This is a genomic window from Maritimimonas sp. 2205BS37-2, from assembly GCF_056591755.1.
This window is the reverse complement of record NZ_JBWQOI010000003.1, coordinates 481,806-497,328: the sequence shown is the minus strand read 5'-3', so window position 1 is coordinate 497,328 and position 15,523 is coordinate 481,806. Positions and strand designations below refer to the sequence as shown.

The window sequence follows — 15,523 nt, the reverse complement described above, 5'->3', positions numbered from 1 at the left end:
ATTCTAAGCTTTTAAAATCTTAACTTCTTGACCATCTTTTACACTACGCGCACCTTCTTGAATAATTTCGGCGCCATTTTCTAATCCTTTCAATACCTCAATTACATCACCTTGTGTTTTGCCTGTTTCAATAATAATTCTTTTGGCAATGCCTTGTTTCTTTCCTTCAACTTCTTCAATGCTATCTACAACATAAATGTACTGTTGACCTTCTGCATCTTCAGAAATGATACTTTGAGGAATTAATAATGCTGCGTTATTTGTATAATCGTTTATTTTAAGCTTAGCTGTTAGGTTAGGCTTAATGCTCTTGTCCTTATTTGGAACGCCAATTTCTACTTTAAAAGTTCTGTTTGCTGGATTTATAAAGTTTCCGGCCTGACGTATTTTTGCTTCGATTGATTTCCCTAAAACAGGAAACTCAACTTCTACTTTCTTGCCTTTAGTAACGTTAGTAACATAACTTTCTGGAACATCAGTTTCTATATACATATTACTAAGATTTACTATTCTAAAGACCTCTGAGCCTGGCCCAGGTGCAACTACAGTACCTTGTTCTTTTATCACATCATCAATAACACCAGAGAATGGAGCTCTGATAGTAGATTTAGCTAACTGACTTTTTAATTGCTTTAAGGCGTTTAATTGAGTTTCATATGTGGTCTGCGCTTGTAAATATTGAATCTCACTACCTATTTTCTGATCCCATAAGCGTTTTTGACGATCATAAGTAGTTTTTGCTAAAGCAGTTTGCGCTTCTACTTGAGCTACTTGACTACTCAATCCACCATCATCTATTGCAGCTAATAATTGTCCTTTACCTACTCGTTGCCCTTCTTTAACATAAACACGAAATAATGTCCCTGCCATTTCAGGATAGACTAGTACGTTTTGTTTTGTTTGTACGCTACCCTGCAATTCTAAAAAGTGATTAAACTCTTTTTCGGTTGCTTTAAATGTAGTAACAAGTGGAATCTTTTGAGTTGGATCTAACTCGGCAATCTTTTCATCTAATTGCTTTAACTGTTCTGCAATTTCTTGTTGCTCGGTTACCATTTCTGTTCTTTTAGCTCTAATTGCTTCTAAATTCCCTTCAGAAATAATAGATTCAACTGTTTTTTGTTGGTTTCCACCACAAGAAAAAAGAACGAATGTTGCTATTAAGATTAAATATATTTTTTTCATTGTTAATTTTATTTTAATGGAATGTTTAGTGCGTTTTCTAGTTTTGCCTTGTTGGCAATGATGTCTAAAATAGACTGCAGGTAACTATTCTGTTGTGCGTATAATTGATTTCTAGCTTGTAGGAGGTCGATACTTGTTGTAACACCTTCATCAAATTTTATTTTCTGTTTTCTTTCAATGCGCTCGGCTAAGTCAAGATTTTTTTTAGCTGTTTGATAATTTTCTATACTTAATTCATAATCACTGCGAGCCTGATTTTCTTGTAGATTTAGACGTTGAATAGTTTCTTCCAAACGAATATCAGCTGATTCCAAAGCAATCTTTGCCTGTTGCGTTTTGGCGCTTCTACCTAAACTACTAAAAATAGGAACGTTTAGGCCAACACCTAGCACAGAGGTAGAAATCCATTGCTGAGAAGAACTAAATAAATCAAATGAATTTGAATTGGCCAATTTTGAATAATTTACAAAAGCACTCAGTCTTGGTAAAGCTTTGCTTTTTTCTAATTTGAGTAAAAGCCTACTGCTCTCTCGGTCATTTTCGGCAATTTTGAAATCAATATGATCATTAATATCGAACTCCTTTGATAATAACTGTAGATCTGTATTGCTTAGAACTAAATTGTCTAATGTATCAGTTAAAATTAACTTCGCATCTATTGGGTTTCCTAATGAAAGATTTAGCATTTTATATGCAATCTCTTTATTTCGATCAGCATTGCGTTGTTGGGCGATAATGTTTCCTTGCGTAATTTCAAATTGCTCAACAGTTTCTAATTCAGTCAATCCATTTTTGAAACCTTCTCTGGCACCTTTTAATTGACGATCAACCGTTTTCTTGTTTCGTATTAAAATTTCGATCCGCTCTTCCGCAACTAATACATTTCCGTAAGCGTTTATAACAGCTTCACGCGTGGAAAGTTCTGTCTTTTCCTTTGCTTGTTCAGTAATCTTCAAAAAGGTTTTTGCTGATTGCAGACCTACTAAATAAGACCCATCGAATAATAGTTGCTCTAGTGTTACGGTACCTGTTATGTTATGTTTAGCAGCAAAATCAATAGTTCCGTCATTATCAAAATCAACGCCTGGAAATTGCTGTTTTAAATTATTTACATAATCAACTTTACCGTTTATCTGAGGCAAGCCTATGGTAGTAGTTTCCCATTTTCTTTTAATTGCTGCTTCAATATCGTTTTCGGCAACTTTTGTATTATAACTATTTTTAATTGCATAGTCAATAGCCTCCTGCAAGGATAAACTTAGTTCCTTTTCTTGAGAAGAGATATTAGAAACAGTCAATAAAAACACTATTATAATTAGTCTTTTCATTATGATGATTGATTTATGTTTATAAATTGATTTAAAATTTCTAATCCTTTTTCGGTAACAATTGCTCTAAGATGGTATTCTAAATAGCTTTCCATTAAGTATTCCATATCAAACAATGTTCTTGGAAAAATGGATTCATCTTTAATGCCCGTCATACCATTAAAATACATTCTTGAAATAAATCCAACATCTATTGAAGGCCGAAACAAGCCGGTGTCAACACCTTTTTGTAAGCTCTCTTGAACAGACTCATGCATTTTTTCAAACTGTTTGATACGTAATACATCATAAATTTCAGGATAGTATTTTCTTAATTGATGTTGAGGCGAGGCCTTTTCATTTTTTAGATGATTCATCACGTACATCTTAATATCGTACAGTTCTTCAATGGGATTGTTTGAAGCTTCGCATATATCATCTATACCATCACAAATGGTATCAAAAAGAGAAAAAGTAACCGCTTGTACAAGTTCGGTCTTATTCTTAAAATGAGTGTAAATAGTCTTTTTCGAGATACCTAGCTCGTTGGCAATATCATCCATGGTAACACTTTTGAAGCCTAACGTTAAGAACATCTCACTTGCCTTATGTAGAATTTTTTCTTTCATAAATTTCATGCAAAAGTATCACGGAAACTTTAAAAACAAAAAAAGTTTCCTAAGTTTTGCAAAATTTTAACATTTAGATGAAATCATTCTATTTGATTGCATTATTTTTACAAAAAATTAATGTATTGAGTATAGAAAATTTTCAAAAGGTCTTTTTAAAGTATCTCAATGAGAAAGAATTTGTTAAAGAACCAAAAGGTTTATATGAACCTATACAGTATATACTTAATCTAGGAGGTAAACGTTTAAGACCTGCACTTGTTCTAATGAGTTGTGAAGCCTTTGGTGGAGATATCAAAGATGCCTTGAATGCAGCCTTGGCCGTGGAAGTATTTCATAATTTTTCGCTAGTTCATGATGACATTATGGATGAAGCCCCGTTACGAAGGGGGGAAGTGACAGTTCATAAGAAATGGGATTTAAATACGGGGATATTATCAGGTGACGCCATGATGATATTGGCCTACCGATTATTTGAAGACTATGAACCTGAAAAGTTTAAAGCGCTAGCCAAGCTTTTTAGTAAAACAGCTTTAGAAGTTTGTGAAGGACAACAATATGATATTGATTTTGAGACAAGAAATGATGTTTCGATAGCTGAGTACTTACGAATGATAGAATATAAAACTGCGGTTTTGGTAGCGGCATCATTGAAGATGGGCGCAATTATAGCGGAAGCTTCCGATAAGGACATACAAAATATTTATGATTTCGGATTAAATTTAGGAATTGCCTTTCAGTTACAGGATGATTATTTAGATGTGTTTGGAACCCTAGACTTTGGAAAACAAAAGGCAGGTGATATTATCGAAAATAAAAAAACATGGTTGTATCTTAAAGCCTTAAGTTTAAGTAAGGCAGAAGATAGAGAGCGCTTGTCCTACTTATATAGAAGTAAAGAAAATGATACTGATGGTAAAATAAAAGAGGTGATAAGTATATTTAAGAAGTATAAAATTGATAGTTTAGTTAAAGAGGAAATTGAGACTTATACAGAAAGAGCACTTAATGCTTGTGAACTTAGTACACTTGATAAAATTTACGCGATAGAATTTAAAAATCTCTCAAAAAATTTAATGAATAGATCGATTTAGGTTATTTTCTTAATAAAGATTGTACAGAATCTAAATAATTGGTAATATTGCACCCCAATTTGGACCCATAGCTCAGTTGGTTAGAGCACCTGACTCATAATCAGGGGGTCGAAGGTTCGAGCCCTTCTGGGTCCACAAAAATAGAGGTGTTAACGTATTGAGTAGGAGATTTTCAATATGTTTGATAAATAATTCTTTAAAAAGAATTTAATTGTTTTTTGTTTTTAGAATTAAACTTAAGTTAATAGTAAAAGTCTTATCTTAGCTGAGCTTAGGTAAAAAAAAATTATATATTTGCAATTAATTAGCTAATTAGGCGTTAGTTGTAAAGTAAAAAGGGGAAGTTTTATGTTAAAAAAGTATATAGCACTCATTGTTTTTGTTATAGCATTTCTTTTTATTAGTGATGCTAATGCTCAATGTACTGGCGTTCCACCACCATGTGCAGAAGGTATGCAGCCGCTTTGTATTGGTCCAGATCAATGGATATGTATAATTACACCCCCGGACGCCCCAATTGATGGAGGTGTGATATGGTTGTTTGCCCTAGGTGCTGTTTATGGTGTTAAGCGATTGAGAGATAATAAAGCGAAATAAAGGACTTACTTTCTTATTAGTTTACTTACGTATTTCCCGATTACATCAAATTCAAGATTTACATTGTCCCCAGCCTTTAACGAGTGAAAATTAGTATGCTCGTATGTATAAGGTATAATAGCTACGCTAAAGCTATTTTCTTTAGAATTAACTACGGTTAAACTCACGCCATTAATTGTTATAGATCCTTTTTCGATAGTTATATTGTTTAAAGACCTGTCATAATTAAAAGTAAAGATCCAGCTTCCATCTGCTTCTTGAATATTTTGACATATACCAATTTGATCTACATGCCCTTGCACAATGTGTCCGTCAAGTCTGTCACCAAGTTTCATAGCCCTCTCCAGATTCACTTTTGTGCCTTTAGTAAGTTGGCCTAAGTTCGTTTTAGTAAGTGTTTCGTCAATGGCAGTTACTTTGTATATATCATCTTTAATATCAACCACCGTAAGACAAACCCCATTATGAGCGATACTCTGATCAATTTTAAGTTGATCTGTAATAGAGCTGCTTATTGAGATATGTAAATTGTTTGCTTCTTTAACTAAGTTGGTTACCGTTCCTATTTCTTCTATAATGCCTGTAAACATGTTATTTGTAAATAACTAAATTTTAATATTTATCCAGTAAGTTTTGTTACTTTCGTTGTGTAGAACTTATCTGCAAAATTAACATTTTCAAAAGTAAAAATTATAGTGTAGTTAAATGAAAAAAGTAGATAAAATTAAGGTTGGAATATCGGCAGGTGATATTAATGGAATTGGAATTGAGATTATTCTAAAAACATTTAAAGATAATCGTATGTTTGATTTTTGTACGCCAATATTATTTTGCCAAAATAAAGTGGCTTCTGTGCATAAAAAGAGCTTCGGGAAAGACGATGTTAAATTAAATGGAATTAATAATCTTGATAAAGCTGCTGCCAACAAGTTGAATTTATTGAATGTATGGAATGAAAATGTAAATATTGAATTTGGCAAGGAAACCCCGGAAGGAGGTAAATATGCTTTTTTGTCCTTACAGGCTGCAACAAAAGCTTTAAGTGAAGGAAAGATAGATGTTTTAGTTACTGCCCCTATTAATAAAAATAATATCCAGTCAGATAAATTTAGTTTTAAAGGGCATACAGAGTATTTGGAAGATAAACTTAAGGGGAAAAGTTTAATGATATTAATGACTGATGAGCTAAAAATTGGATTAATTACTGGGCACATACCAGTTAGTAAGGTCGCTGAAACAATTACTTCTGAACTGATAACTAGCAAGGTTGCTATAATGTATAAATCCTTACAACAAGACTTTGGTATATCTAGACCAAAAATAGCTGTTTTAGGTCTCAACCCACATTGTGGTGATCATGGCGTAATAGGAAAGGAAGACGATGAAGTTATTAGGCCTACAATCAAAATAATACAAGAATCGGGTAAGTTAGTGTACGGTCCTTATGCTGCAGATAGCTTTTTTGGCTCAGAATCCTATAAAAAATTTGATGGCGTTTTAGCGATGTATCATGATCAGGGGTTGGGCCCTTTTAAGACATTGTCATTTGGAACTGGAGTGAATTTTACCGCTGGATTAAATGCAATAAGAACTTCACCAGATCATGGAACGGCATACGAAATTGCCGGGAAGAATCTTGCGAATCATCATTCGTTTAAAGCGGCCCTTTTTGCTGCGATTAAAATTTACAAGAAAAGAGAAGAATATTTAAACTTACAAGAAAACAAGCTGGTGCTTTCCGATGAAACTAAAAATTAATATTTTCTAGTCTGTTTTGTAATAATTTTTTATCTTTGCGCGCTCAAATTGATGTTATTTGAAAATGAATAAAAAGTTTAGCATTCCTTTTATAGGATTAAAAGAAGGAAAACATCAGTTTGATTATAATATAGACAGTACGTTCTTTGAGTCAAATCCTTACGATGAAATTTTAGATGCGCAGATAATTGTTCACCTTGATTTTGTTAAAAAGAACACTTTATTAGAATTGGAATTTAGTGCTAAAGGATTTATAAATGTAGCTTGTGATGTTACTAACGAGCCTTATAATGAACCTGTTGATACTTCGTTAAAATTAGTCGTAAAGTTTGGCGATTTCTTTAATGATGAAAATGAGGAAATTTTAATTATTCCTCATTCTGAACATCAATTGGATGTTACGCAGTTTATTTATGAGATGTTAGTTTTAGCTGTTCCTATAAAAAAGGAACATCCGGGTTTAGCTGATGGCTCGTTACAATCTGATATTTTAGAAAAACTTGAAGAATTAAAACCAAAAGAAAATAATATAAGTCAAGATACAGACCCTCGATGGTCGAAATTAAAAGACTTGTTAGATAATTAAATACGAATAAAGATGGCACATCCTAAGAGAAAAATATCTAAAACAAGAAGAGATAAAAGAAGAACTCATTATAAAGCTTCTACACCTCAGATTGCGGTTGATCCTACAACTGGTGAAGCACACCTATATCATAGAGCTCACTGGCATGAAGGTAAATTATATTACCGTGGACAAGTAGTGATTGATAGTACTGAAGCTGAAGCTTAATAACTAGAGTTAAAATACAGCAAAAACCCTCATTTTTGAGGGTTTTTTTTATGTTTTGCATCAAAAAGAGGTAAAAAACAGTATTTTTTTGACGAAAAACCGAAATAATTTTTATTACTTTGAACCCACTTTTGCCGAAAAAAAGGTTTTAAGAATTTATATAAACCAACTAATATGAGTAAGACTACTGCAGCCATAACAGCCGTAGGAAAATACCTTCCGGAATATATACTTACCAATCAAATTCTGGAAACCATGGTAGAAACCAATGATGAGTGGATTACTACAAGAACAGGAATTAAGGAGCGTAGAATTTTAAAGGATGAAGGTAAAGGATCTTCTTTTATGGCTATCAAAGCCGCTGAAGATTTAATTGCTAAGTCAAAATTAGATCCTAAAGAAATTGATCTGGTTATTATTGCCTCGGCAACACCAGATATGCAAGCAGCATCAACAGCAGCATTTGTAGCTTACGGTATAGGAGCGACAAATGCTTTTTCATTTGATTTAGATTCTGCCTGTTCTAGTTTTTTATACGGTATGTCTGTAGCATCTAGCTTTATTGAATCAGGTAAGTATAAGAAAGTCCTTTTGATTGGAGCCGATAAGAACTCGTCAATGATCGATTACCAAGATAGAGCTACTTGCATTATTTTTGGTGATGGGGCTGGTGCGGTATTATTTGAAGCAAACAATGAAGGGTTTGGTGTGCAAGATGAATACTTGAGAACAAACGGTGAAGGGCGAGAATTTTTGCAGGTAAAAAGAGGTGGCTCGTCCTATCCATATAAAAAGGGCGATGTTATTGGTGAAGAAGGCGGTTCTTTTGTACATCAGGAAGGGCGAACTGTTTTTAAGAATGCTGTGTTTAATATGGCTGATGTAAGTGAAAAGATTATGACACGTAATAACCTTTCTAAACAAGATGTTGCTTGGTTGGCTGCACATCAGGCAAATAAGCGAATTATTGATGCCACAGCAGAGCGTATGAAATTGGATGATTCAAAGGTTATGATGAATATTCATAAATACGGTAATACTACTTCTGCAACATTGCCATTATTATTAAATGATTACGAAAATCAACTCCGTAAAGGAGATAATATAATTTTTGCCGCTTTTGGTGGAGGCTTTTCTTGGGGAGCTATTTACTTAAAATGGGCATATAATTCATAAGTAAGAACTAACTACTAACTCTAAAATAAAATGGATTTAAAAGATATTCAGAATCTAATTAAGTTCGTAGCTAAATCAGGAGCTAGCGAAGTAAAATTAGAAATGGAAGATGTTAAGATTACGGTTAAAACCGGATCTGGCAAAACAGAAACAACAATTGTTCAGCAAGCACCGGTTGCGCAAATTCCAGTGGCACCAGCAGCTGCACCGGCACCTGCGGCAACACCAGCAGCACCAGCAAAGACTGAAACACCTGCCGATGATGATTCTAAATATGTAGTAATTAAATCACCAATAATTGGTACAATGTATAGAAAGCCTTCACCAGACAAACCAATGTTTGTTGAAGTGGGTAGTAAGATAAACGTGGGTGATACAGTTTGTATTATTGAGGCGATGAAACTATTCAACGAAATTGAATCTGAGGTATCGGGTACTATAGTTAAAATATTGGTAGATGATGCTTCACCTGTTGAGTTTGATCAACCTTTATTTTTGGTTGATCCTTCATAATTTCTTGTCTAACTAAAATCAGAAATTATGTTTAAGAAGATTTTAATCGCTAATCGCGGTGAGATTGCGCTTCGAGTAATTCGTACTTGTAAAGAGATGGGTATAAAGACGGTTGCAGTTTATTCGGCAGCTGATGAAGAAAGTTTACATGTAAAATTTGCCGACGAAGCTGTTCGTATTGGTCCGGCACCAAGTAACCAATCATATCTTAAGATTTCAAATATTATCGCTGCTGCGGAAATTACCAATGCAGATGCAATACATCCTGGTTATGGTTTTCTATCAGAAAATGCAAAGTTCTCTAAAATATGTGAAGAGCATGGTATAAAATTTATCGGAGCTTCTGCAGAAATGATTTCTAAAATGGGAGATAAGGCAACTGCTAAAGCTACAATGAAGGCGGCTGGTGTTCCTTGTGTTCCAGGTAGTGATGGAATTATCGAAAACTATGAGAGTTGTGTGGAATTAGCAAAAGAAGTTGGTTATCCGGTTATGCTTAAAGCTACTGCCGGAGGTGGAGGAAAAGGAATGCGCGCTGTTTGGAAAGAAGAAGACTTGAAAGATGCCTGGGATTCTGCAAGACAAGAATCTAAAGCAGCTTTTGGTAATGACGATATGTATATGGAAAAGCTAATAGAAGAGCCACGCCATATAGAAATACAAGTTGTAGGTGATTCTACAGGGAGGGCATGTCATTTATCTGAACGTGATTGTTCGGTACAACGACGCCATCAAAAATTAACTGAAGAAGTACCTTCACCGTTTATGACAAATGCACTTCGCAAGAAGATGGGTGAAGCAGCGGTAAAAGCAGCAGAATACATTAAATATGAAGGAGCCGGTACGGTAGAATTTTTAGTTGATAAACATAAAAATTTCTACTTTATGGAAATGAATACGCGTATTCAAGTTGAGCACCCTATTACTGAGCAGGTTATTGATTTTGATCTTATTCGTGAGCAAATATTAGTGGCGGCAGGTGTGCCAATTTCTGGTAAAAATTATACACCAAATTTGCATTCAATCGAATGTAGAATTAATGCCGAAGATCCTTATAATGATTTTAGACCTTCACCTGGAAAAATTACAACTTTACATGCGCCAGGCGGACATGGAGTAAGATTGGATACACATGTGTATGCCGGCTATATGATTCCTCCTAATTATGATTCTATGATTGCAAAGTTGATCACAACTGCTCAAACAAGGGAAGAGGCAATTAACAAAATGAAGCGTGCTTTAGACGAATTTGTAATTGAAGGGATTAAAACTACAATACCATTTCATAGACAATTGATGGATCATCCAGATTATTTAGCGGGTAATTATACCACGAAGTTTATGGAAGATTTTGAAATGCAACCTGAATAATTTCAGATGATAATAAATAGTAAAGGGCATGATGATTTCGTGTCCTTTATTTTTTTACTTTTATTTCAAACTTTAAAAATTGAAGGAAAAAAGCTTACATATTGACGGTATAGACAAAATTATTCTTAAGAATTTAATGAATGATGCTCGAGCACCAATTTTAAGCATTGCTCGTGAAGTTGGAATCTCAGGAGCTGCTATTCATCAGCGTTTACGAAAGTTAGAAAAATCAGGATTATTAGCTGGTTCTAAATTTGTTGTTAACCCTAAAGTTCTAGGATATAAAACACTTGCCTTCGTTGGAATCTTTCTAGATGCAGCAAGTACTTATAAAGAAGCAGTGAAAAGACTTAAAGAAATTGATGAGGTAATAGAGAGTCATTATACAACAGGGAACTACGCAATATTTGTAAAGATTCTATGTAAAGATAATGAACACCTGATGCATGTATTGAATAAGCAAATTCAATCTATTAAAGGAGTATCAAGAACGGAAACTTTTATTTCATTAGAGCAGCAGATAGAGCGTCAGATTAAGATATAAAAAAGTCCCACTTTTTTGTGGGATTTTTTATATCTATGTTTTTTCAAAAAACTTAATCTCTACCTAAAACTTGCCAAGCCCAATATAATAATGTAGCTAAAGAACCTAAAGCAGCAACTAGATAGGTTCTGGCAGCCCATTTTAAAGCATCTTCAGATCCTTTATACTCCTCTTGACTTACCATATTTTTATTTTTTAACCAGGCTAGTGCTCTATTACTGGCATCATATTCTACTGGTAATGTCACAAAACTAAATACTGTCCCCAAAGCCATAGCAACTAATCCTGCAATTGCCACAAAGTAACCTATTCCGGTATTTCCTGAAGCAGCCCCTAATATCAATCCTCCAATTACTAAATATGTTGAAAATCTAGACGTAATACTTACAACAGGTACGAGCTTTGAGCGCATACCTAACCACTCATACGCTTTTGCATGTTGCACAGCATGACCAACTTCATGCGCAGCTACCGCAGCTGCAGCCGCATTACGCTGATTATATACACCTTCACTTAGATTTACTGTCTTATTCTTTGGATTATAATGATCGGTTAACATTCCCGGTGTTGAAATTACTTTCACATCGGAGATTCCATGATCAATCAACATTTTCTCAGCGATCTCAGCACCACTCATGCCATTACGCAATTGAACTCGAGAATAATATTTGAATTTACTTTTAAGCTTATTGCTTACCAGCCAACTTACCAGAGCTATTATTCCAATAAGCGCATAAAATCCTATCATAATTTTATAATGTTTTTAATTGTTAGTTTAATAATCTTGATAAATTTACAACATAAATTATTCCAAAAACGTAAAAGGATTCTTAATTTCCTTTTATGAAGTAGAATTTATTTATTATCGCTCTGGTAATCAGTTTTTTAATTTTATATTTCATCTATTTCGAATGAAAAAAACAGACATGACAAAAGTTCCTGAAATACTATTAATTTATACAGGAGGTACAATTGGAATGATCAAAGATTATGAAACAAATGCATTAAAAGCATTTGATTTTAGACATTTATATGAAAAGATTCCAGAATTAAATCAGTTAAATTGTAATATTGAGTCCGTTTCATTTGATGAACCCATTGATTCATCGAATATGAATACGAAGTATTGGGTTGCTATTGTAGAAATTATTGAAAAACACTATTCTTCTAAAGATGGATTTGTTGTACTTACAGGTTCTGACACCATGTCTTATACATCATCGGCGATAAGCTTCATGCTAGAAAATTTAAAAAAACCAGTTATTTTCACAGGTTCTCAATTACCTATTGGAGATCTTAGAACCGATGCAAAAGAAAATCTAATTACTGCGGTTCAAATTGCTGCTTCGAGAACTATAAACGGCGAACCAAATGTTAAAGAAGTAGGCTTATATTTTGAATATAAATTGTACCGAGCGAATCGAACAACCAAAGTTAACGCCGAACAATTTGAGGCTTTCGCTTCACCAAATTACCCTCCATTAGCGGAGAGTGGGGTTCATTTAAAGTTCGATGATAATTTATTAAAAGGAAACTCTGCCAATAAAAAACTGATTGTTCGAAAAAAACTTGAAGATAACATTGCAATTCTAAAACTGTTTCCTGGTATTACAGAAAAGGTTGTTAAAAGTATATTGAACATTCCTGGTTTGAAGGGGGTTGTTTTAGAGACATATGGGTCTGGAAATGCTCCTACAGAAACCTGGTTTATAAATTTACTTAAGGCGGCCTTATTAAAGGGAATTCATATCATTGACGTAACTCAGTGTTTGGCAGGGAGTGTAATACTTGGTCAGTATGAAACAAGTGTTCAATTACAAGAGATCGGATTAATTAATGGAAAAGACATCACTACCGAGTCTGCACTCGCAAAATTAATGTATCTTTTAGGTGAGCAAAATACCTTAAAGGATTTTAAAAAAATATATGAAACGCCTTTAAGAGGTGAAATGAGTTAGTTTTTTACCTAATTCTTTTTAATTACATAATATTTTTTGTTACTTGCTTGTCCAAAAAATTTGAAAAGCATTTTTTGGAGAGGTGGCCGAGTGGTTTAAGGCGCGCGCCTGGAAAGCGTGTTTACGAGAAATTGTATCGAGGGTTCGAATCCCTTCCTCTCCGCGGATCATATTTTTTATTTACAAAAAATTTATATCTTTAACCCGTTAACTAATTTAATTAATTAAGATTTACACAATGAAAAAAGTACTTACCATCCTAGCTATCACAGGATTATTATTTTTGAGCTCAGTTCAAAATAGTTATGCGTTAAATACCGCTGTTCAAACAGAGCAAGCTGCAGATGCCGATGAACCTAAAACATTCCACCAAGTTGTTAAACAACGTTTTATTGAAGGTGGCCCATTCTTTATGGGAATTGTATTATTAACCCTAATTTTAGGTTTAGCCATTGCTATCGAAAGAATTATTTACTTAAACATGGCAACAACTAACACGAACAAGTTAGTTAGCAACATTGAAGATGCATTATCTTCTGGTGGTGTTGAAGCTGCAAAAGAAGTTGCAAGAAATACTAAAGGCCCTGTTGCTTCAATTTTCTATCAAGGATTAGATAGAATGGATGAAGGTGTTGAGCAAGCTGAAAAGGCAGTAGTTAGCTATGGAGGTGTACAAATGGGATTATTAGAAAAAAATATCTCATGGTTATCATTATTTATTGCGTTAGCACCAATGCTTGGTTTCATGGGTACTGTAATTGGTATGATCGATGCATTTGATTCGATTGCAGCTGCTGGAGATATTTCTCCTGCCGTAGTAGCAGTAGGTATTAAAGTAGCATTATTAACTACAGTATTTGGTCTAATTGTGGCTATTATTCTTCAGATTTTTTACAACTACATTATTTCAAAAGTAGATGGTATTGTAAATAACATGGAAGACGCTTCAATTTCACTAGTTGACTTATTAGTGAGACACAAAAAATAATCAATTATGAGTAATAATAAATTATCTAAAATATTAACCATAGTTGCTGCAGTCATTGGATTATTAGGATTCTTTTTCCTAATTAGAATTATGATGGCTGGTAGTGATGAGGTTCAGAATTCAGCCGATCTGCAAAATAGCATTGTAAGCCCATTTATTGCTTTTACACAAGTGATATTGATTGTTGCAGCGGCGGCGGCGGTTTTATTTTCAATTCTAAATTTACTTAAGCATCCACAAGCTTTAAAGAAGACTTTAATGATGCTAGTAGTTTTAGGAGTTGTGCTTGCCATTGCATATTTCACTGCGTCGGATGCAGCAGTTACGGATATAACCGGAAATATAATTGAGAATGGTGAAGCAGGAAGCACTTCGAAATGGGTGAGTGCTCTAATTAACTTTACTGGACTTTTAGGTTTAGGCGGACTTGTATTAGTTGGCTTGGGCTTAGTTAGAGGAATGTTAAAATAATTTTTTATGGCTAGAAGAGACACCCCAGAAATCAACGCTGGATCAATGGCTGATATCGCCTTTTTGCTATTGATATTCTTCTTGGTAACAACAACTATGGATATTGATACTGGTATTTCTCGTAAATTACCAGAGAAACAACCTGAAGATGTTGAACCACCTGTACTAAAAATGAAAAACGTTTTTGAAGTTAACATTAACAGACGTAATGAAATTTTAGTAGAAGGAGATCAATACATGCAAATTGACGAACTTAGAGAAGCTGCTAAGAAATTTATTGACAATGGTGGAGGTTCGGCCGAAGCTATGGCAAAAGAAAACTTAAAAGTATGTTCGTGGTGTGAAGGAGCGAAAGATCCGGAGTCATCAGACCATCCTAAAAAAGCTATTATTTCTTTACAAAGTGATAGAGGTACAGCATATGCTACATATATATCAGTTCAAAATGAATTGGTAGGTGCATATAATGATCTTAGAAATCGCTATGCAAATAAGAAATATGGCAGGGATTTTGATAGACTTACTAACGAACAGCAAAAGGAAATTAAACTTGAGATTTACCCTCAAATTATCTCAGAGGCTGAACCTACTAAATAGAAAAGAGTATGTCTAAATTCAAAAAGAAGAAAAAAGGAATGCCTGGAATTTCTACGGCATCTTTACCGGATATTGTATTTATGTTATTATTCTTTTTTATGGTAACAACTGTAATGCGTGAAACGGAACTGAAGATTAAAAAGCCTCAGTTGCCAAAAGCTACAGAAGTTCAGAAATTAGAGAAGAAGAGTTTGGTAAATTATATTTACGTTGGTAAAGCTAAAGATGGAGCAGTTAAAGGTGACTTAATTCAGTTGAATGATAAGATTTCATCTGTAGATCAAGTTCCGGCTTTTATCTTTGGAGTTCGAGCAAAACATTCAGAGTCTGATATTCCGAAACTTACTACTTCCATTAAAGCTGATGTTGAAGCAAATGTTGGTACTATTACCGATATAAAGCAAAAGCTTAGAGACGTAAATGCATTAAAAATTAATTATTCTACGCTTAAAGGAAGTGCACTTGATAATATAAAAAACTAATTAAATTAGTATTTAATTTAAAAAGGCAATCATCCATATGGATTTGATTGCCTTTTTTTA

General features: G+C 33.9%; 19 protein-coding genes and 2 tRNA genes. 16 read left to right on the top strand and 5 right to left on the bottom strand.

The annotated features are described in order from the left end of the window. Positions 1-3 precede the first annotated feature (3 nt). Genes AC1EUU_RS15320 through AC1EUU_RS15310 form a run of 3 tightly spaced genes read right to left on the bottom strand, consistent with a single transcriptional unit; the run spans position 4 to position 3,121 of the window. Entirely contained in the window at positions 4-1,185 is a 1,182-nt protein-coding gene (locus AC1EUU_RS15320; protein ID WP_480202320.1) for an efflux RND transporter periplasmic adaptor subunit, read from the bottom strand. An 8-nt stretch (positions 1,186-1,193) separates the two neighbouring features. Further along, on the bottom strand, positions 1,194-2,513 hold the full coding sequence (locus AC1EUU_RS15315) for a TolC family protein (protein ID WP_480202319.1): 1,320 nt from the start codon (positions 2,511-2,513) through the stop codon (positions 1,194-1,196). Further along, on the bottom strand, positions 2,513-3,121 hold the full coding sequence (locus AC1EUU_RS15310) for a TetR/AcrR family transcriptional regulator (RefSeq protein WP_480202318.1): 609 nt from the start codon (positions 3,119-3,121) through the stop codon (positions 2,513-2,515). The genes AC1EUU_RS15315 and AC1EUU_RS15310 overlap by 1 nt, the downstream gene beginning before the upstream one ends. Positions 3,122-3,198: 77 nt before the next feature. Between AC1EUU_RS15310 and AC1EUU_RS15305 the strand changes: the two genes are divergently transcribed. From AC1EUU_RS15305 to AC1EUU_RS15295, 3 genes are all read left to right on the top strand, one after another. After that, positions 3,199-4,215 (top strand): polyprenyl synthetase family protein, encoded by a 1,017-nt coding sequence (locus AC1EUU_RS15305; RefSeq protein ID WP_480202317.1) that lies wholly within the window; start codon positions 3,199-3,201, stop codon positions 4,213-4,215. 61 nt (positions 4,216-4,276) lie between these two features. After that, positions 4,277-4,350, top strand: a tRNA-Ile gene (locus AC1EUU_RS15300). Positions 4,351-4,563: 213 nt separating this feature from the next. Beyond that, positions 4,564-4,812: a PID-CTERM protein-sorting domain-containing protein gene (locus AC1EUU_RS15295; protein ID WP_480202316.1), complete on the top strand. Its 249-nt coding sequence runs from the start codon at positions 4,564-4,566 to the stop codon at positions 4,810-4,812. Positions 4,813-4,817: 5 nt separating this feature from the next. Here AC1EUU_RS15295 and AC1EUU_RS15290 read toward each other — a convergent pair whose 3' ends face one another. Beyond that, on the bottom strand, positions 4,818-5,402 hold the full coding sequence (locus AC1EUU_RS15290; RefSeq protein ID WP_480202315.1) for a riboflavin synthase: 585 nt from the start codon (positions 5,400-5,402) through the stop codon (positions 4,818-4,820). 115 nt (positions 5,403-5,517) lie between these two features. Between AC1EUU_RS15290 and pdxA the strand changes: the two genes are divergently transcribed. The 7 genes from pdxA to AC1EUU_RS15255 all read left to right on the top strand — a co-directional run bounded on the left by pdxA (position 5,518) and on the right by AC1EUU_RS15255 (position 10,967). Next, positions 5,518-6,570 carry a 4-hydroxythreonine-4-phosphate dehydrogenase PdxA gene (pdxA, locus tag AC1EUU_RS15285; protein WP_480202314.1) on the top strand — a complete coding sequence of 351 codons (1,053 nt, stop codon included), beginning with the start codon at positions 5,518-5,520 and terminating at the stop codon, positions 6,568-6,570. Positions 6,571-6,634: 64 nt separating this feature from the next. Next, positions 6,635-7,156, top strand: a complete 522-nt coding sequence (locus tag AC1EUU_RS15280; protein ID WP_480202313.1) for a YceD family protein — start codon at positions 6,635-6,637, stop codon at positions 7,154-7,156. Between the two features lie 12 nt (positions 7,157-7,168). Further along, complete coding sequence (gene rpmF / locus AC1EUU_RS15275) at positions 7,169-7,363, top strand: 50S ribosomal protein L32 (RefSeq protein ID WP_480195236.1); 195 nt, start codon at positions 7,169-7,171, stop codon at positions 7,361-7,363. Positions 7,364-7,537: 174 nt separating this feature from the next. Further along, a complete protein-coding gene (locus AC1EUU_RS15270; RefSeq protein ID WP_480202312.1) occupies positions 7,538-8,539 on the top strand; it encodes a beta-ketoacyl-ACP synthase III in 1,002 nt (333 codons plus the stop codon). Between the two features lie 30 nt (positions 8,540-8,569). After that, complete coding sequence (accB, locus tag AC1EUU_RS15265; RefSeq protein ID WP_480202311.1) at positions 8,570-9,052, top strand: acetyl-CoA carboxylase biotin carboxyl carrier protein; 483 nt, start codon at positions 8,570-8,572, stop codon at positions 9,050-9,052. Between the two features lie 27 nt (positions 9,053-9,079). Further along, on the top strand, positions 9,080-10,423 hold the full coding sequence (accC, locus tag AC1EUU_RS15260; RefSeq protein WP_480202310.1) for an acetyl-CoA carboxylase biotin carboxylase subunit: 1,344 nt from the start codon (positions 9,080-9,082) through the stop codon (positions 10,421-10,423). Between the two features lie 79 nt (positions 10,424-10,502). Then, entirely contained in the window at positions 10,503-10,967 is a 465-nt protein-coding gene (locus AC1EUU_RS15255; RefSeq protein WP_480202309.1) for an Lrp/AsnC ligand binding domain-containing protein, read from the top strand. Positions 10,968-11,019: 52 nt separating this feature from the next. On the opposite strand, the gene AC1EUU_RS15250 is transcribed toward AC1EUU_RS15255, so the two are convergent. Beyond that, positions 11,020-11,715: a zinc metallopeptidase gene (locus AC1EUU_RS15250; RefSeq protein WP_480202308.1), complete on the bottom strand. Its 696-nt coding sequence runs from the start codon at positions 11,713-11,715 to the stop codon at positions 11,020-11,022. A 178-nt stretch (positions 11,716-11,893) separates the two neighbouring features. On the opposite strand from AC1EUU_RS15250, the gene AC1EUU_RS15245 reads away from it, so the two are divergent. The 6 genes from AC1EUU_RS15245 to AC1EUU_RS15220 all read left to right on the top strand — a co-directional run bounded on the left by AC1EUU_RS15245 (position 11,894) and on the right by AC1EUU_RS15220 (position 15,463). Then, the gene (locus AC1EUU_RS15245; RefSeq protein ID WP_480202336.1) at positions 11,894-12,925 is read left to right on the top strand and encodes an asparaginase; all 1,032 of its coding nucleotides are present in this window, start codon (positions 11,894-11,896) and stop codon (positions 12,923-12,925) included. A gap of 76 nt (positions 12,926-13,001) precedes the next feature. Further along, positions 13,002-13,088, top strand: a tRNA-Ser gene (locus tag AC1EUU_RS15240). 75 nt (positions 13,089-13,163) lie between these two features. After that, on the top strand, positions 13,164-13,913 hold the full coding sequence (locus AC1EUU_RS15235; protein ID WP_480202307.1) for a MotA/TolQ/ExbB proton channel family protein: 750 nt from the start codon (positions 13,164-13,166) through the stop codon (positions 13,911-13,913). A gap of 6 nt (positions 13,914-13,919) precedes the next feature. Then, positions 13,920-14,384 (top strand): hypothetical protein, encoded by a 465-nt coding sequence (locus tag AC1EUU_RS15230; RefSeq protein WP_480202306.1) that lies wholly within the window; start codon positions 13,920-13,922, stop codon positions 14,382-14,384. A 6-nt stretch (positions 14,385-14,390) separates the two neighbouring features. After that, the gene (locus AC1EUU_RS15225) at positions 14,391-14,981 is read left to right on the top strand and encodes an ExbD/TolR family protein (RefSeq protein WP_480202305.1); all 591 of its coding nucleotides are present in this window, start codon (positions 14,391-14,393) and stop codon (positions 14,979-14,981) included. An 8-nt stretch (positions 14,982-14,989) separates the two neighbouring features. Continuing rightward, entirely contained in the window at positions 14,990-15,463 is a 474-nt protein-coding gene (locus AC1EUU_RS15220; RefSeq protein WP_480202304.1) for an ExbD/TolR family protein, read from the top strand. Positions 15,464-15,523 lie beyond the last annotated feature (60 nt).